Below are 18,508 nucleotides of genomic sequence, written 5' to 3' on the forward strand. Positions count from 1 at the left end.
GAACATGAAATCATTATTTTTAAAAAAGACGGGATTAGTGGCGCTATCACTGCTTGCTCTTGTCTCGTGTAAGGATGTATTGGACGAATATAACCCCAGCGGCCTGACCTCCGAAACCGTATATACTACCCCCGAAGGTTTTGAAACGCTGGTGAATGCGGCCTATACCTATCAACGCTGGTGGTACGGTAAAGAGGAAGGCTATAACATTGCCGAAACCGGAACCGACATTTGGACGAGCGGATCGGGCGAAGTGTATCGCGATCTGACACAATATCTTAACTTGCAAGGAAGCAACGCAGCTCTCGTAAGCGAATGGCGGGAGTTCTACGCGGCTGTCAACCTGTGCAACGGTGGAATTAGCCGGATCGATAAGGCCGGTCTTTCAGCAACATTGCGACCCATTCGGGAAGGAGAACTTCGGTTCCTGCGGGCGTTTTATTACTGGCATATTGTCGAAACCTGGGGTGGCGTTCACTTCACGACGGAAGAGACAAACGGCATTGTATCGACCGCCAATCGTACCCCGGTCGAAACGTTTTACAATCAGATTTTCGAGGATTTAAAGTTTGCCGTTGCGAACTTACCCGTTACGCAACCACAGTATGGCAAAGTGACGAAGGGAGCGGCCCAGGCATTTCTGGCGCGTATGTACCTGACCCGTGGCCTAAACAAAGAAGCGCTGGAAATGGCGCAAGCCGTAATCGCGAGTAATACCTATAAGTTGGAAGCCAACTACGCTGATCTCTGGAAGATGAGCAATCTGAAAACTAAAGAAGCGATTTACGTTGTCGATTACTCCACAAATCTGGCGCTCAATGATTTGGCTAACTCCACCTTCAACCCGTACGGACACAGCCGGGGCAGCAACAACGGTCACCTCTTGTTTTTGATGAAGTACGACGATCGGCCCGGCATGACGCGCGATATTCTAAACGGTCGGCCTTTTAACCGCTACATGCCCACTCGTTATCTTATGGATTTGTATAGCGATAACGATGCTCGCTACGAAGGTTCATTCCAGGAAGTGTGGCTCGCCAATTCTACTTCGCGCCCCGCCGGTATGAACCTGGGCGATACAGCGGTGTATTGCACGCGGAAAGAAATCCCAGATGCGTTTGAAGCAACACGCAAGTACCAGACTTACGACCGTAGCAAAATTTACAATGCCAACGGAACGGTAAAAGATAACCTGCGCTACCCCACCCTATCGAAGTTTATGGACCCAACGCGGGCTAGCCTGAACGAAGCGCAGAGTGCCCGTGACGTGTTTGTGATTCGTCTGGCGGAAGTCTATCTGATTGCCGCTGAAGCGCAAATGAAGTTAGGCAATCTGCAAGCTGCAGCCGACAACATTAACGTTTTACGGACACGCGCTGCTAAATCTGGCAAAGCAGCAGCCATGCAGGTAACCTCAACGCAGATGACGCTCGATTTCATTCTGGATGAGCGCGCTCGCGAACTGGCTGGCGAGCAAATTCGCTGGTTCGATCTGAAGCGTACGGGTAAATTGCTGGAGCGCACACGTCTCGATGCCCCTGATAATGCCGTTAACTTACAAGACTATCATGTATTGCGACCGATTCCGCAAACGCAGTTGGATGCGGTAACGAATAAAACAGAATTTACCCAAAATGCAGGGTATCAATAGGATTGGGCGTTGACCTCACCCCTAGCCCCTCTCCTAAAACAGGAGAGGGGTCGGGGGTGAGGTCAACGCCCACGAATAAGAACTCTTATCAACCATGATAAAAAGCCGCCCATTTCTCAACGTTATTCTCGTCACCCTGGCACCATTCGTGGCCTCAGCGCAAACCTACAGCTGGACGAACCTGCCGAAAATAACCCAGCCCACATTCCGCAAGGATACAATTAGCATTCTGGCTCACGGCGCTAAGCCCGACGGCGTTACGCTGAATACCAAAGCGATCAACACGGCTATTGCGACCTGTAGCCAAAAAGGCGGTGGTGTTGTGCTGGTACCAAGCGGTTTATGGCTGACCGGACCTATCGAGCTGAAAAGCAACGTGAATCTGCATCTGAAGAAATCCGCGACGCTGCTGTTAACGACCGATAAAAGCCAATATGCTCTAGTCGAGGGAACGTATGAGGGCAAGAAAGCAGCTCGAAATCAATCACCCATTTCAGGTACGAATCTGGAAAATGTGGCAATCACGGGTCAGGGAATTGTCGATGGGAATGGCGATGTCTGGCGGGCTGTGAACAAAAACCAACTAACTGAACCCCAATGGCATGAAAAAGTCGCTTCGGGTGGGGTTTTGAAAGAAGATGGCAAAGTTTGGTATCCGAGTGAGCAGTTCAAACGGGCCAGTACAGAAAACAAAAGTATGCTGCTGACAGCAGGAAAAAGCCCGCAGGATTTTGCCGACATGAAAGACTTTCTACGACCGAATCTGCTGGTACTGACAAGCTGTAAAAAGGTTTTACTAGAAGGAGTCACGTTTCAGAACTCACCCGCCTGGTGCCTTCATCCGCTCATGTGTCAGGATCTGACTATCCGAAATGTAACCACTAAGAATCCAGAGTATGCTCATAACGGCGATGGGATGGATATAGAATCCTGCAAAAACTTCCTCATCGAAGGCTGTACACTCGATGTAGGCGACGATGCGATTTGCATTAAATCGGGCAAAGACGAAGAAGGCCGTAAGCGCGGTATGCCAACCGAAAACGGTATCATCCGAAACAATACGGTCTATAATGGTCACGGCGGGTTTGTGGTTGGTAGCGAAATGAGCGGTGGAGCGCGGAATATTTTCGTCTATAACTGCACCTTCATGGGAACCGATAAAGGCCTGCGTTTCAAATCAGTACGAGGGCGGGGGGGCGTTGTTGAGCATATCTATGCGAAAGACATTTACATGAAAGACATCGCGCAGGAAGCGATCTTCTTCGATATGTATTATTTCGTGAAGTTCGCAACGGATAGCGAGCGCGACGAACGTCCGGTTGTGAACGAAGGCACGCCCGTATTCCAAAATATGACGTTTGAAAACATTATCTGCAACGGTGCGAAAAAAGGCGTTTTCATTCGGGGCTTGCCCGAAATGGCGGTCAAAAATATCACGATGAACAACCTGATTCTTCAGGCCGACAAAGGTGTGGAGTTAGTCGACGCTAGTGGCATTCGGTTTAAAAATGTTCAGTTGATTACGAAGGAAACGAAGCCGGTTATTCTGGTTGATAACAGCAGCAATCTGACCTTCGACGGTATTCAATACGACGCTCAGGCTACTCTTTTATTTTCCATAAACGGCGAACGGAGTCAGGGCATTCAGGTGATGCATACCGATCTGGGGAAAGCGCTGCACAAAGCAGAATTCAGCAAGGGCGCTCTGGAAAAAAATCTGATTCTGTCGTCAACCAAATAAAGCTATGTATCTGCGTCTCTTTCCGAAACTTACGGCATTCTTTCTCCTATTGGTGTTGTCCGCGTTTACGGCACCACCCAACAAAATTACGGTCTATCTGATCGGTGATTCGACCATGTCGATCAAGCAGGTAAAAGCGTACCCCGAAACGGGCTGGGGAATGCCATTTGCTTATTTTTTCGATGAAACCGTCACTGTTGACAATCGGGCTCAGAATGGGCGTAGTACCCGAACATTTATCGAGGAAAATCGCTGGCAACCCGTTGCAGATAAGTTACAGGAAGGCGATTATGTGTTTGTTCAGTTTGGTCATAACGACGAAGTGCCAACCAAGAAAAGCTACACAACTGAAGACGAATTCAAGAAGAATTTAAACCGATTCATTACTGAAAGTCGCGCGAAGAAAGCAACGCCCGTGCTCATCACACCCGTTGCTCGTCGGAAGTTCGACGAGGCCGGAAAAATTGAAAGTACCCATACGGTTTACTCTGAACTAGTACGCAAAGTAGCCACCGACACAAAAACTCCCTTGATTGATTTAGACACCCAGAGCCAGCAGCTTTTGCAGCAATTCGGCGTTGAAAATTCGAAACTTTTATTTCTTCAACTTGCTCCAGGTGAGCATCCTAATTATCCGGAAGGGAAAGAAGACAATACCCATTTCAGCGAACTCGGCGGTCGTCGAATGGCTGAAATTGTATTAGCCAATATTAAATCTCTAAAGCTGGATTTAGCCGACCGCATCGTTAAACCGGAAAAAGTGAAATAGCAGTGGTTCGCTTGTAGCCACTGAAGGCAATAGCGAACCTATTCAGCTCTCCCTAACCCCTAAATCCCCTGAAGGGGACTTTCCCCGATACTCTAATAACGTCCTCTTCAGGGGATTTAGGGGTAAAATAAGCAAGTAACAACCCAATCTCTATTAGTGAAATCAATCCCACTTAGCCCCTGCCGAACTTTCCATTTCCCTCTAAATGAAAAAACTGATTTTACTTTTCTGCTTAATCGTCTGCAGTCATATAGGATGGAGTCAAGCAACCCTCTCCCCTACCACTTCGATAACATTTACCGTTGCTCAGGACGGAAGTGGTAATTACAAGACGATTCAGGAAGCCGTCAACAGCTTCCGCGATCATATGCAGGTCCGAGTAATGCTGTTCGTGAAGAATGGTATTTATACCGAAAAACTCGTCATTCCGTCCTGGAAACCCAATATTCATGTTCTCGGGGAAAGTAAAGAGGGCGTTATCATCACGGGCGCTGATTTTTCAGGGAAAGACTATCCGGGTGGAAAAGACTGGACGGGAAACAGCAAATTCAGTACGTATACGTCCTACACGGTGCTGGTCGATGCGCCCGATATTATTCTGGAAAATCTGACCATTCGAAATACGGCGGGTCGTGTGGGGCAGGCTGTTGCACTGCATGTTGATTCGGATCGGTTTGTCTGCAAAAATTGCATTCTACTGGGCAATCAGGACACGCTGTATGCCGCAGCGGAATGCAGTCGGCAGTACTACGAAAACTGCTATATCGAAGGAACGACGGATTTCATTTTCGGCAAATCAATTTCTGTTTTTCAGTCCTGCACGATTAAGAGTTTATCTGACTCCTTTATTACGGCAGCCGCTACGCCCGGCTATCAACGCTACGGTTTCGTTTTTTTCGACTGTAAACTCATTGCTGATCCAGCCGCAACTAAAGTCTTTCTAGGCCGTCCCTGGCGTCCAGATGCCAAAACCATTTTTATACGTACTGAAATGGGCAGCCACATTGTGCCTGTAGGATGGGATAATTGGGGAAATGCCGTCAACGAAAAAACCGTTTTCTACGCTGAATCTGGCAGTGCTGGCCCTGGAGGAGACACCTCAAAACGGGCTAGTTGGTCGAAGCAATTGTCGGCTAAAGAAGCGACTCAATATACGCTGGCAAATATCTTTTCAGCACAATCGATCTGGTCACCTAAAAAGTGATAAGTGCTGAATTATGAGTGATGAGTACCGAATCCCCGTGTCTGTGCCTCACAGACACCCATGCGTCAGCAACGTTTACTATCTGGAAGAGCATCTGTGCCCTCACAGACGCAGGAATTACTACATTAATGAATACATCTCACCTCGCTATTTTATTTGCTCTGTCAACGGTTTTCGCCACGGCGCAACCAGCTCGACAAAAACCAGCATCAAACGGTGTTACCTCTTCGTCAGTATCGAAAGTATGGGTATCGGATCTGGGTAATGGCACCTATAAAAACCCTGTTTTAAACGCCGACTATTCCGACCCGGATGCCTGCCGCGCGGGCGACGATTATTATTTGGTAGCCTCTAGCTTTGATGCCATTCCTGGCTTACCGATTCTGCATTCCAAAGACCTGGTCAACTGGACACTGATCGGCCACGCGTTGAAGCGCCAGCCACCGTTCGACCATTTTGAGAAAACGCAGCATGGCAATGGCGTGTGGGCTCCGGCTATTCGTTACCAGAAAGGCGAATTTTACATTTATTACCCTGACCCCGATTTTGGTATATATGTTATCAAAGCTAAAAATCCGGCCGGTCCCTGGTCCACGCCAATATTGGTTGAAGGCGGCAAAGGGCTGATTGATCCTTGTCCACTGTGGGATGATAATGGTCAGGTATATCTGGTTCACGGTTGGGCCGGTAGCCGAGCGGGTATCAAGAGTATTATCACCGTTAAGAGGTTGAATAATGAAGGAACGAAGGTATTGGATGAAGGCGTCATAGTGTATGACGGTCACGAAAAAGACCCCACCATTGAAGGGCCAAAGATCTACAAACGCAACGGCTATTATTACATTTTTGCTCCAGCGGGTGGCGTACCAACGGGTTGGCAACTGGTCTTACGATCTAAAAACATCTACGGTCCTTACGAACGAAAAGTTGTTATGGATCAGGGGAAAACGGCTATCAACGGCCCGCATCAGGGCGCGTGGGTCGATACAAAACCAGCTAATGGCAAGCCCGGCGAAGACTGGTTTCTGCATTTTCAGGATAAAGAAGCGTATGGCCGGGTTGTGCATCTGCAACCTATGAAATGGGTGGCCGACTGGCCAGTTATTGGTGTTGACACCGATGGCGATGGCAAAGGCGAACCCGTATTGACCTATAAGAAACCAGCTACTGGCAAAGCCTCTCCCTTATCGACTCCTCCCGAATCGGATGAGTTCAATACAACCGACCTCGGCTTGCAATGGCAGTGGCAGGCCAATCCGAAAGGAATTTGGCACACCACCAGCAATCAGGGATTCCTACGACTTTACTCGTATAAAGCACCAGATGAGGTCAAAAACGCCTGGGATGTTCCTAATTTGCTCCTTCAAAAGTTTCCGGCTGAGACATTCCAGGTCACGACTAAACTCATTTTCAAACCCAACCCTAAGTTGGAAAATGAGAAAACTGGCCTGATTATCATGGGGCAGAGCTACGCCAGTCTATCCTTAAAAAGTGGCAAAGATGGCTTGGCACTCGTGTATGGAGTTTGTAAAAAAGCATCGGAAGGAAAACCAGAGGATGAATCTGTGATCACTCGGATCAATGCCAATACACCGATTTATTTACGGGTAAAAGTAAAAAAAAGTGCCACTTGTCAATTCAGCTATAGCCTGGATGGCCAAAGTTTCACGGATACCGGCGATAGTTTCAAAGCCGAAGTTGGTCGCTGGATAGGCTCCAAAATGGGTATTTTCTGCACGCGAACAAACCAAATCAACGATTCAGGCTACGCCGATTTCGACTGGTTTCGTGTAGAACCACTACCATAACGGAATTTATTCTTCTATTGATAGTAGCTTTGTTGACTTCGCGTTTAGCCTACCCTTAACCAACGCTCGTAACGCATGAAAAAAGAATTGATTATCGCCTTATTCTCTGTCATTTTTCTACTGTTCCAGTTGAACGGTATGTCGCAACCCTCTTCGGATCTTTACAAATCCCGACAAATGCTGTTGCGCGATGAAGGCCTTTCCAAGTTGAATTACATTGACTTGGCTCATCCGGAGCGAAATTACTACGTATCCGTTCCGGCTGGACGTGATTTGCAACTGGTAGGCCAGGGGCGGGTAATGATTGGTACGGGCAAAGGGTATGAAGAGCGAGACATTAAAACAGGCACTAAAGTAGCTGAACTAACCACATTCGATGGCACCATTGCCGCCCGACGCTTACGCAACGGCCATATTTTACTTGTAGGGCTGAATTGGCAGGGAAAGAAAGGCATCGTATTGCTAGAACTAGACCAAAACCACACGGTGCAACGAACGATCAACTTCCCTGATTTCACGTATGTCCGACTAATCCGGGAAACAGTCGATGGCAATTTCCTAATCACCTCCAATGATCAGGTATTCGAGGGTAAACCCGATGGGTCTATCGTCTGGAAAGCACAGCTAACCAAACAGGAAAAAGCGCAACATGCCTGGCAGGCTCAGCGTCTGGCAAATGGCCAAACGTTGGTGAGTGGCGGTTATTCAGCCAATTTCCAGCGATTCGATCGAAAAGGCGCTCTTGTGGATAGTGTCAGTGGACCACCCGCCATACATCCCCATTTTTATGCGGGGTTTCAGATACTAAAAAATGGCAATTGGGTAGTGGCTAACTGGCAAGGCCACGGGGCTGAGCAGGGGACTAGTGGAACACAGGTATTAGAATACACTCCAGCAGGAAAACTGGTCTGGTCATGGAAGCAGGACCCTAAACAACAATCATCCATACAAGGTGTATTGGTTCTGGATGGACTAGATTTGAATCGCCCCCACGTGGAAGATGCCCAGGGAAGGCTTGTACCGAACTGATGAATAAACCTTTTAAACGTGAACAGGATACACTCGTTCAATTCCGATTAAATTCCGATTAAATTACTTAGCAATTACTCATCAATATTGCTAAGTAATTTTACGCATATTAGGTTTGTGGTATATCTGTAACTTGAGAAACCATGAATCGCCAAATCATTACTCCAATCCCATTCTATTCTGGCTTTAATAACTTCTTCTGGATGCTTGTCCTGATCGGTATGCTTACGTCCATAGTTGGCGTGTCGGTAGGCATTGCGATGCTTTTGGAGCGGTTATTTAGCTAATCCGTTTATTTCTGATTTTAATAGCACGTTTCGAGTATTTCCATAGTGTTTCCCCTTAGATTCGCTATGAAAATACTCGTTATTTTTTCCCCTGTTTATCTCAATCATTCCCTTCTGCTATTTACTCGGGAGCAATCAAGCTGCTCTACGAGGTTTATTCTTTTTTATACAATACCCATATTTCATTAATAGTATTTACCTTTTTTGAGGCTAAATATTTGTTTACGTTCCATAGAATAGTAGAGGAATAAAACTGGGGTTTAAACCCTAGTTTAGTAAAAAGTGGTAATTTATTTTTTGCATCATTATAGGTAGTGGCAAGCCAGGCATTTTTTAAATAGCGCGCAGAATCAGCATTCGTAATTCTTACGAGATTTATACGTGCTGCGTTTCTACGATAAAACGTTAATGGAAGGTGATTTTCTGTTTCAAATGGGGTGCGCGTTAGACAATAAATTGTCGGATTATCTTGCTTAATTGCATCGGTCAGTTTTCGGCCAAATGCAATTGTTTGATAATATGGATTTAAGATTGGTAATAAAATCAATACGAATGTATTGAGTGCAACACTTACGTAAAAGACTCCTTTAATGCCATTCCTGATAGGCATATTTGTCTGCCGATAATAATCGATGAATGACGCTAATCCCCATCCGGCTATCACGGGTAGCACATTTAGAATTGGGAAAAGAAAGCGTTCTTCCTTGTGTCCTACCAGCGAATGACCCAATACAAAAAACACTACGGCGAAGCCTATTGGCTGCCGATAATGCTTTATTGCGCCCTTTAAACTATAGTAAAATAAGAAAATACTGAGGGGTGGCGCACCAATAACCAAGGTTAGCATTAATATATACCACACAGGACTAGATGTACCAAAGGAAGCCGCTTTACCTTCTAGAATGTTCACCCGGAAATAATCGTACGGCGTAAAAACAAACTGATGATAAAACAGATAATCCAACCCTACGTTTATACCGACACCAATCAAAAAACTAACGGCAATAGGTAATAAATGCGTGTATTTTTTCTCAATAAACACGAGCCATAAACCGAAGCCTAACAGGCCAAATGCCAATTGAAACCGAAAATAAAATGCCAGACTAAATAGAAAGCCTGTTAGAAAGACATATAAAAGTTTTTCTTTCTTTAGCTCATATAATAAAATAGCGCCAAAAAATGTAACGGATGAAGCCATTTCAGACGTAAATAAAGTACGGATAAACGGCAGTGTCCAAGACAAATTAAGCAACAGCAATACGATATATAATATATTTCTATTGGCTTTGAAATAATAGATAGCGATTGCATTAAAAAGGACAAAACTTATTAATCCAAAAATTAACTGTAGAATTGTTAGTTGTGTGTAAACATCATTTACCTGGAAAAAGCGACAGATTTTAATAAATCCTGAAAACAAATAAACTTGTAAGGTTGGCCGGATATGGCTGTTCAGTTCCCATACACTACTAGCACCGGATGGTTCGCCCAATTGCCAGGATGAAAACTCAATTAGTTGAAAGTGTTGATCGGGGTGAAAAAAGCCTACCTGAGCCGTACAGAAAACGAGCTGAACAAGTAGAGAAACAAATAAAATCCATCGTAATCGTGAATCATCAATCAGCCCTTGTGAACTGTTCTTCTTTTTAACATTTACTTTATAGCTTGTTACAAACAAGCCATGGGGCTCTCCGGCACATATTCCAGAAACGGCGTGCAAAATTTTCATTTAGTGCTTTTCCCAATCATCTTCTGACCACTACCGCGTACTTACGCATCCGAACGCCGTCGGCAGAAGACATCCTATTTAAATAACATAGCTTGGTTATAACCCCATTCGCTCTTAAAAGGTGACGTAAAACGTAAAAGAAAAAGCAATTATGAAACACTGAGATCCTACTGTGCTTATTGTCATCTATTTACGTGATTGATCGATAAGCAATTGGTTCATTGAAAACCAGGTTTTGAATTGATTGTTGGGGCGTTTTGAGGAATATTTCGTGGTTGTCCAGGTTTGTATAGATCACAAATTGTAGATTTCCCTGGGCGGATTTACAGGTTTTCATGGATTTCCCACCGAGCGATCATGCCGGAACTTTGTGCTACACAAAACAAACCGACAATCGTATGCAACTCCGACATCCATTTTTATTCGCTGCAGCAGCTCTGCTGTTTTTCACCACTTTAATACCTCCCTTTTACGGTCTGTTCAGCTACGCACATATCTTTATTGTCACGATGACGTGCATGTACCTGGGCAATATGATTCGCCTTTACCGCCAGAATCCTATTCAAAAGCTTATCTTTTGGATAATAGGTACAATCACAGTTGTTATTTTTTATAATCCAGTTATTAGCCCTGCGTCTGAGTATTGGTCTGCATGGCCCTTAGTTCATCTTCTCTCATCGGCATTCATGCTGGTAGCTGCTTTCATAAGCCCGGAAGCGATAAAAAAGGAATCAGCGAATCCTATCTCAGAAGAAAATTAACAAAAAAGCACGACTCCTTGAGTCGTGCTTTTTTGTTAATTAAAAAGGTTTTATTCGTTAAATAGCCAGTTCCAGAGCTGGGTCCCAATACACAGTTTTGAATGCCACAACCCGGTCATTTTCTACCTGAACCCCTTCATCTTCCAGCAGTTGCTGCATGATGGTAGGGCCACCAAAAAAATGCTTTCCTGATAATAAGCCGACGCTATTCACCACTCGATGGGCGGGTACATCCGGGCGGTTATGACAACCGTTCATAGCCCAGCCCACCATTCGCGCTCCTGCACGCAGGCTCAGATAACGGGCAATGGTACCATAGGTCGTTACGCGGCCTTTCGGTACTAATCGCACGACCTCATAGACTTCTTCAAAATAGTCACGTTGTTCCATATTGGTAAATTGCGTGCCTTCTGCGTAGCAATGTGTTTAGCTACTTTGCTTTTCCTCGATTGCTTTCGATAAACGGCTATACCAATCTTCGCCATAGGCGCGAATCAGGGCTTCGCGAACAAATTTGTAAATGGGAACATTCAATTGTTCGCCCAAGCCACAGGCGGGGCTACAAATGGGCCATCGGTCATAGTTGAGCGCATGAAACGACTCGTATTTCGTTACGCGAATCGGATATAAATGGCACGAGATCGGTTTTTTCCAGGCGACTTTACCGTCGTTATAGGCTTCTTCAATCCCGCACTTTAAAATTCCCCGCTCATCCCAGGTCGCGTATACGCACTCGCGTCCGCCAACCGTGTTGGTCACGTAGCCACCCGCTCCATCTGGTTCGTAGCCGCCCTGCTCCTCGATTACTCGAATACCTTCTGGTGAGAGATAGGGTTTTATATCGTCATAAATTTCGTCGAGGATGACATGTTCGTCGCCTTCCAGCGGTGCCCCCATGTCGCCTTCTACGCAGCAGGCACCTTTACATTTATCCAGGTTGCAGACGAAGAATTTCTCGGCAACATCATCGCTAATGCATGTATGATCAAGTAGAATCATAATCTATAAAAATCCAACGGGCAAAGACTAAACAAAGTTAACACCCTGTTTTAGCCTTTGCCCGTTGGATTTCGTCAATTCGTTAATTTTTAATGATTTTAATTTTCTGTCCCACTTTCACCCCAACATCCGTCAGGTTATTCCAAGACTGAATTTGCTCAATGCTTACGCCGTAGATTTGGGTAATACGGAACATGGTTTCTCCTTTGGCAACCGTATGATACGTAATAGCGGGCTGCGTGGTTGAGGGTTCAGTGGAGGGTATTTTCGTGGTTGTTGTCCCAACACTAGGTTTTACCTCTCGGCTACCAGGTGCCAGTTTTACCGTCAATTGCTGTCCTGCTTCCAGCACATTATCCCGCGTCAGATTATTCATTGACAGTAATTCGTCGACCGTTAATCCATATTGCCTTGAGATGCTGAAATAGGTTTGCCCAGCTTCAACCGTATGTATTGTGGCCGAACGATTCGCCGGACTCGCTGTTGTTGTTGGCGTTGATGGCCGATTCATTACCGAAGGCGAGGGCGAAACGGGTTTCGGTTCCGATACTGTTTTATCTGGCATCGGTTTCGTAGTCACTTCAGGCCGGGTTTCAGCTTTGGCAACGGCTGGGGTCGCAGCAGGTCGGGCCGGTGCTTTTGTGGATGTTGCTGTTACAGGAGTGAACGATCCATCTGCCTGTTGCTCCTGTGGACCATTGTATTTGTCGTTTTCAGGTCGACCCATATCCATATCCGAAACCGGAGTTTGCTTAGGCCGCTGCGTTTGGGCAACCGGCTCAGTTGATTTAGCAGGCGTTTCCGTTGGTTTCGCGCGCTCAGGTGTAGTTGCTACGGGAACAGCTTTTACGGGCTGCGATTCGTCGGGCGTTCTGACAATAACGACTCGTTGAGAACCTTCGTTGTTACCCGTTGTAGGATTTGTAACGGGCACCGATCGGCTCGTTGTCGGTTGCGATACTGGCTTCATTGGCTCTGTTCGTGGCGGAGTGGCGGGGTCCGACGTACCGTCATTCGGTGTAACGCCCCCTCCTACCAGCTTTGGCTGATATAATTTTCGTTCCGATGGATTACGGGGAACATCCGACATACCAGTTACTGGACGATTAGTGCCAGCAGGGGCCGCAGCAATGACCTCCGTCCGGCTAGGCGGGGTGGGCGTCGGATCGTAAACGGGTGGCGTTGGCGAATTAATGATTTCAACAGGCTTATCACTTGGGCGACGATCGCGCAGCCACATCACTCGCCCTGTTACCAGTTTCTGCACTCGATCCAGACGGTTGTAGCGCATCAGTTTTTTGAGCCGAAGACCATATCGCTGCGAAATGCTCCGGGCAGTTTCCCCATCCCGAACGGTATGGAAAGGCACGAGCGCTTTCTTTCGTTTCTTAGCCAGATAATATACATCATTTGCGATCACAAGATCTCGATCACTCATGTCGTTATAACGCAGGAAACTCGACAGGCTAATTTTTGCCTTCCTCGACAGAGAAGCGGCATTGTCGCCTGCCTGCGCCTGAATACCCGGCAATCCGTTGATTTCGTATAGAACGGGATCATTCTTGCTGCTCAATCCTGTTGTTACCCGGCGTAAAACAGGGAAACCTACATCGTTCTGTACAAAATCGGGCGTTTTTTTCGCGCTGACATTAACGATTTTCTGCCGAACATCATTGATCTGGTTGCTCACAACAGGCACCGCCAATACATACGCTTTATCGGTTGGAACGGCATCGCCCAGTACCCAGCGATTATATTTACGAAGCTCAAATTCATCGACGCTCAATTCTTCGGCAATTCCACGCATGGTTTTACCACCACCGTTCGGGTATTCGATCAGTGCAAACCGATTGTTTGTCTGATGCGTTTGGAGCGCGTTCTCAATGGCAATTTTGTGGGCGAAAAAACGGAGGATATAGCGATCTGTACGACCATCGAGGGCGACTTCACGGGCGTAAGACCAATCGGGCGGAATCAGTTTGGCAATGCCGCCGGCTCCCAAATAATAAGAATAGAGGGAGGCTATCCAGTTGTTGAACTGGCCATTGCTTCTTTTCAGGTATTTGGCTGCTCCATGCGTAGATGCGGTGATACTTTTCCGTTCATCAATTTCGTCATCAACACGCATCCCATTATCCAGGGCCGTTTCTCGCTTGAATTGCCAATATCCGACAGCCGTCGACGAGGAAACGGCATCGGGGGTCAGCGAGCTCTCCTGAACGGCAAGGTATTTAAAATCGGTGGGGACGTCTTCATCGATCAGGATAGCCTCTATCATGGGAAAATACAGGACAACCCGGTCCAGTTTAGCTATCCAATATTGCCGGTTCGACAATAGCGCGTTCACATCCTGCTGCACGATACGTCGGGCATCGGGGTCAAGCCGTACCGAAATATCCGCAAAGGAAAGTTGTTCCGGTACAGTCGGCACGCTCACCTGTGCCGATACCATAAGGCCAGTCAGTAAAAAAAGTAGGGTTAAGGCATAGTTTGTTTTTTTCATATACTCACACCGTTGTAACGGCTCATTTTGTCAATTGTCGTTATCGCTTACGCACCATCATAATCCCGTCTCGTACGGGCAACAACACATTTTCCACGCGGGGATCATCCTGAATTTTACGGTTAAAAGCTAGTACAGCCGCCGTATCAAGGTCCGATTGTTTTACTGGTTCAACAACCTTGCCACTCCATAAGACATTATCGATCAATACGAAGCCTCCTGGTCTGATTTTGTCAAAAATTAGCTCAAAATAGGTTGAATTAGCTCGTTTGTCAGCATCGATGAATACCAAATCAAACGATTCAGTAAGGGTTGGAATTATATCCGAAGCCAAACCCAATCGAAAATCAATTTTATCGCCCCAGGAAGACTGCTTCCAATACGACCGCGCGAAGTCTTCGAGTTCTTCGTTCTGATCGATTGTAATGAGCTTCCCATCGTCTGTCAATCCTTCGGCCAGGCACAATGCCGAATAGCCCGTATAGGTGCCCAATTCGAGAATCCGGCGAGGGCGAATCATCCACGAAATCATTGACAGAAAGCGGCCTTGGAGATGCCCCGACAACATGCGGGGGGCCATAATATGCGCGCGGGTATTTCGGTTTAGCCGATGTAATAACTCGCTTTCGGGCGAGGTGCATATTTCAGCATATTCAGCTATGTTGGCGGGCAAAAAATCCATTCGGCTATTTACCTGTACGGGCAAAAATATAGACAGGTAAGGGCTGGTTTCAGTAAAAATAATGGATAGATAAGCTAAATCAATAAACTATCTGGTTAAATCCGATTCTTTGAGTCAATTAAAATAGTAACTGGACCATCGTTCAGTAACGAAATTTTCATATCAGCTCCGAATTGCCCCGTTTGAATTGGTTTGCCTAAATCAGTGGTTAATTGGGTAATCATCGCTTCGTAAAGTGGGATAGCCACCTCAGGTCGGGCAGCGTCAATAAAACTGGGACGATTCCCTTTTTTTGTACTGGCATGAAGTGTAAACTGACTGATTAGCAAAATATTGCCATCGACAGCCGCCAAATCCAGATTCATTTTCGCGTCGGCGTCGTTGAAAATTCGCATACCAACAATTTTTCGACTAAGCCAGTCTACATCTTCGCGGGTATCGGTATGTGTTATACCGAGCAGAACTAAAAACCCCGTGTTAATTTCTCCTTTAATCTGGTTATCAATTGTAACAGAAGCATGCGTAACCCGTTGAATAACAGCAATCATATTGGCATCAAAATGGCGGCTAAAAGTTGTTCGTTCAAAACGGTACATTTTCGCCAAAAGTATTACTATTTGTTTTGTCTTTTACGTTCATTACGCCACATAAATTCATGATTCCTACAGAAAATACCGTAACTTTTTGATTGGCAGCCATTTTGCTCGATTTATAAGCAGATTTAGTCCTTACAGAATCCTTCCGATTATTCTGAATTTCTTTTACCGCATACTAAAAAAATAAAAATGAATTAAACCTTAGGCAAGGGTATATGTCGTTATTAAATAATCAGTCGTTCATGTTATAACTAATGCCCAAATATGAATAGAAAATTGTTTGTTATATTGATTCTGCTAGCGGCTGCAGTTGCCCCGATCGGGTATTTTTCACTGCTGCTAAACTGTATAAATGAGACTACGGATACTAACAACACTCTCAATTCTACGGGGGTTGTTCTACAAACAATAGCCTTACTGATTTACACTTCCTTCGGTATTCGCTTTTTTAACCGGCATATCAATTTTTCTCGATAGGCCTCATGCCATCCCCCAATAAACTACTGGCCGAAGCATAATTATTATCTTCCTTCAGTCTGGTATCAGTTATTGTTGGTTTGGCCCAGGGCACAAAAAATCTGTGGGATTACTAAGTAAAAACGCTTAGTAATCCCACAGATTTTTTGTATTCGTTAATCGACTCTTAATGGCAAGGATAGGCCCGAATAGATCTACTTGAAGATACTTTACACGCCTAGTAACCAACCCAGAAAAGCACCGAACATCACAATGGCTTGGCAAAACAGATAGAACGAAATGGCAAACACTATTGTCCAGGGGCCGGGAATAAGCTGGCGAAAGTTAACGGAATAGGTACGACTAGCAGAGAGAGCAGAAAGTGAATTCAAAATACGATTCATGGTAGTTCAAGTTATAGTGATGCACAAATCTATATCAAGTATAATTACCTATAATACTTTGTAGGTAATTAAATCACATTTTAATGCATATTTAATCTATACTAAGAATAGTATAGTACAATATAACTATTACCGTACTCTTTATAAGTACTATGGTATATTGTTAGATTACTTTATTTCTGCATAGCATGATTAACAATCAGAAGCAGGATCGTGGAGAAGATTGATAATAGAAAGGCAATTGTCCCGAATAAATAGCTCCCCGTGTAAACTAGATGCATACTGATCAGCAATAGAGCTAGCGCTTTAACGCACAGAATAGGGAAAAGATAATGGAGTAGTTTATGAAGCATTACTAATCCAGATAGAATAAAGTTGGTTGAGTTTTGGAAAATAATAAAAAAACCAATCAACGTCAACTTTCAATTAGATATTAACTAAACAATCAAAATAATCAACAATATTATACAATTTTGTTACCTAAATATCAACTGGTTGACGTTTTACACGCCTGCGAGAAGTTGAATGGTTGTGACTAAGCCGAACAAACTTAAATCCACATTCTTGACAGGTATAAGATTTAACAAAAGATATCCGCCGAAGCCACCCTTTTCGAGGGCCACGCTCCACATCAGAATCTCCACAGGAGGGACATCGACGAACCAATGCAATCCGCCGGTAACTATATATCAGTAACGCCATCAGCGCAATGATTACGGCAAAGAGTAGTGTTAATTCTATTAAGTCTTGAAGGAGCATAAAAGTAGAGTTGAGCAACGAAAAGGCTTGTGCAAAATCCTTGCCTTTAATCAATTCCAGGGCTACAATCTATTAGCTACTTCCCCTGATCCCTTTCTTTCATTGCCTGATTGAGTCTCTATAGCCTCTAAAAAGGGGGAATTTCCCATTACCACGTGTTAGCATTTAACTCACTTTTGCACAAGTGGAAACAGGGTTTACTACTTATCCACGCATTTAATATATCTATTCACATCTAATTAGTAAAAAAATGAAGACACGTTTTTCGTTGCTTGCCCAACTTAGCTTAGGATTAATTTCCTTCATGTTTTTTATAGTCTTTTCCTGCAAAGGTCCAGAAGGGCCGCAGGGGCCAGCCGGTCCAACGGGAGCAACAGGGGCTGCTGGAGCGACAGGGGCAACGGGCCCACAGGGGGTCAGCGGTTCTACTGGAGCAACAGGACCACAGGGGGTCAGTGGTGCTACCGGAGCGACAGGAGCGCAAGGTCCAATGGGGAATGCCAATGTGGTTTATACTGCCTGGAAACCTGTTGATGTCAGCACAAACTATTTCCGAACATCCGACAATACACAGGTATATCTGGGGAATGATGGTAATGCAACCAGCCCGCTTCTCACAACTGATGTTATTAATAAATCAATTGTTTATGTCTACTTTAAATTTGGCCAGCAATTGTATGACAACGCTACCGGCGAGTATAAGCTTGTGGAGAGAATCCAGCCAAATTATGCCTATGGTAATGTTAAAATAACTGGGCGTACGACTAACAAAGCTGAAGACTATATCCAGTATTATGTAGCTCAGGATCAGATGGCTGTCAACAATCTTCACTTTTACATTTGGCTCTATCCTCAGCAGTACGACCAGGCAACCCAAAAACAAGTTCCTATCCCTGATTTGCTTAACAAAACGGCTACAGATTTCCGGGCTATGGTTAAAGACATGCCGCAATACCGTATTGTCATTGTGAACGGTAATGTTGCAGGTGGCCGGGCAGCCTCGATTGATTATAAAGACTATGCGGCTGTTAAACAGGCCTACAATTTGCCTGACTGATCTCCAATTCTGTGCGTTGGGTGATTTGTATGCCCTGTGAACGATTCGCCTAAGATGATAACTAGCTCCGAAG

At 45.3% G+C, this 18,508-nt stretch carries 16 protein-coding genes; 9 read left to right on the forward strand and 7 right to left on the reverse strand.

The features are described 5' to 3' along the window. Nucleotides 1–4: 4 nt before the first annotated feature. The 7 genes from ACYVE4_RS01935 (at nucleotide 5) to ACYVE4_RS01965 (ending at nucleotide 8,489) form a co-directional block, all read left to right on the forward strand. The gene (locus tag ACYVE4_RS01935) at nucleotides 5–1,651 is read left to right on the forward strand and encodes a RagB/SusD family nutrient uptake outer membrane protein (protein WP_460995192.1); all 1,647 of its coding nucleotides are present in this window, start codon (nucleotides 5–7) and stop codon (nucleotides 1,649–1,651) included. A 94-nt stretch (nucleotides 1,652–1,745) separates the two neighbouring features. Next, the gene (locus tag ACYVE4_RS01940) at nucleotides 1,746–3,392 is read left to right on the forward strand and encodes a glycoside hydrolase family 28 protein (protein ID WP_460995194.1); all 1,647 of its coding nucleotides are present in this window, start codon (nucleotides 1,746–1,748) and stop codon (nucleotides 3,390–3,392) included. Between the two features lie 4 nt (nucleotides 3,393–3,396). Beyond that, nucleotides 3,397–4,161, forward strand: coding sequence for a rhamnogalacturonan acetylesterase (locus ACYVE4_RS01945; protein WP_460995196.1), 765 nt, complete (start codon nucleotides 3,397–3,399; stop codon nucleotides 4,159–4,161). A gap of 205 nt (nucleotides 4,162–4,366) precedes the next feature. After that, nucleotides 4,367–5,365: a pectinesterase family protein gene (locus tag ACYVE4_RS01950; protein WP_460995198.1), complete on the forward strand. Its 999-nt coding sequence runs from the start codon at nucleotides 4,367–4,369 to the stop codon at nucleotides 5,363–5,365. Nucleotides 5,366–5,493: 128 nt separating this feature from the next. Continuing rightward, entirely contained in the window at nucleotides 5,494–7,173 is a 1,680-nt protein-coding gene (locus tag ACYVE4_RS01955; protein ID WP_460995200.1) for a glycoside hydrolase family 43 protein, read from the forward strand. A gap of 75 nt (nucleotides 7,174–7,248) precedes the next feature. Next, nucleotides 7,249–8,202 (forward strand): hypothetical protein, encoded by a 954-nt coding sequence (locus ACYVE4_RS01960; protein WP_460995202.1) that lies wholly within the window; start codon nucleotides 7,249–7,251, stop codon nucleotides 8,200–8,202. A gap of 143 nt (nucleotides 8,203–8,345) precedes the next feature. Then, nucleotides 8,346–8,489, forward strand: a complete 144-nt coding sequence (locus ACYVE4_RS01965) for a hypothetical protein (protein ID WP_460995204.1) — start codon at nucleotides 8,346–8,348, stop codon at nucleotides 8,487–8,489. A gap of 154 nt (nucleotides 8,490–8,643) precedes the next feature. On the opposite strand, the gene ACYVE4_RS01970 is transcribed toward ACYVE4_RS01965, so the two are convergent. Further along, complete coding sequence (locus tag ACYVE4_RS01970) at nucleotides 8,644–10,218, reverse strand: glycosyltransferase family protein (protein ID WP_460995206.1); 1,575 nt, start codon at nucleotides 10,216–10,218, stop codon at nucleotides 8,644–8,646. A 398-nt stretch (nucleotides 10,219–10,616) separates the two neighbouring features. On the opposite strand from ACYVE4_RS01970, the gene ACYVE4_RS01975 reads away from it, so the two are divergent. Further along, entirely contained in the window at nucleotides 10,617–10,979 is a 363-nt protein-coding gene (locus ACYVE4_RS01975; RefSeq protein ID WP_460995208.1) for a hypothetical protein, read from the forward strand. A gap of 57 nt (nucleotides 10,980–11,036) precedes the next feature. On the opposite strand, the gene ACYVE4_RS01980 is transcribed toward ACYVE4_RS01975, so the two are convergent. From ACYVE4_RS01980 to ACYVE4_RS02005, 6 genes are all read right to left on the reverse strand, one after another. After that, nucleotides 11,037–11,369 (reverse strand): MGMT family protein, encoded by a 333-nt coding sequence (locus ACYVE4_RS01980; protein ID WP_460995210.1) that lies wholly within the window; start codon nucleotides 11,367–11,369, stop codon nucleotides 11,037–11,039. Nucleotides 11,370–11,405: 36 nt separating this feature from the next. Continuing rightward, nucleotides 11,406–11,978: a DUF3109 family protein gene (locus tag ACYVE4_RS01985; RefSeq protein WP_460995212.1), complete on the reverse strand. Its 573-nt coding sequence runs from the start codon at nucleotides 11,976–11,978 to the stop codon at nucleotides 11,406–11,408. 82 nt (nucleotides 11,979–12,060) lie between these two features. Further along, on the reverse strand, nucleotides 12,061–14,481 hold the full coding sequence (locus ACYVE4_RS01990) for a lytic transglycosylase domain-containing protein (protein WP_460995214.1): 2,421 nt from the start codon (nucleotides 14,479–14,481) through the stop codon (nucleotides 12,061–12,063). A gap of 40 nt (nucleotides 14,482–14,521) precedes the next feature. Further along, entirely contained in the window at nucleotides 14,522–15,163 is a 642-nt protein-coding gene (locus tag ACYVE4_RS01995; protein WP_460995216.1) for an O-methyltransferase, read from the reverse strand. A 95-nt stretch (nucleotides 15,164–15,258) separates the two neighbouring features. Next, nucleotides 15,259–15,711, reverse strand: a complete 453-nt coding sequence (gene dtd, locus ACYVE4_RS02000) for a D-aminoacyl-tRNA deacylase (protein ID WP_460995299.1) — start codon at nucleotides 15,709–15,711, stop codon at nucleotides 15,259–15,261. 734 nt (nucleotides 15,712–16,445) lie between these two features. After that, nucleotides 16,446–16,619 (reverse strand): hypothetical protein, encoded by a 174-nt coding sequence (locus tag ACYVE4_RS02005; protein ID WP_460995218.1) that lies wholly within the window; start codon nucleotides 16,617–16,619, stop codon nucleotides 16,446–16,448. A gap of 1,009 nt (nucleotides 16,620–17,628) precedes the next feature. Between ACYVE4_RS02005 and ACYVE4_RS02010 the strand changes: the two genes are divergently transcribed. Further along, nucleotides 17,629–18,435 carry a hypothetical protein gene (locus tag ACYVE4_RS02010; protein WP_460995220.1) on the forward strand — a complete coding sequence of 269 codons (807 nt, stop codon included), beginning with the start codon at nucleotides 17,629–17,631 and terminating at the stop codon, nucleotides 18,433–18,435. The last annotated feature ends 73 nt before the right edge of the window (nucleotides 18,436–18,508 follow it).

The organism is Spirosoma harenae (assembly GCF_054776975.1).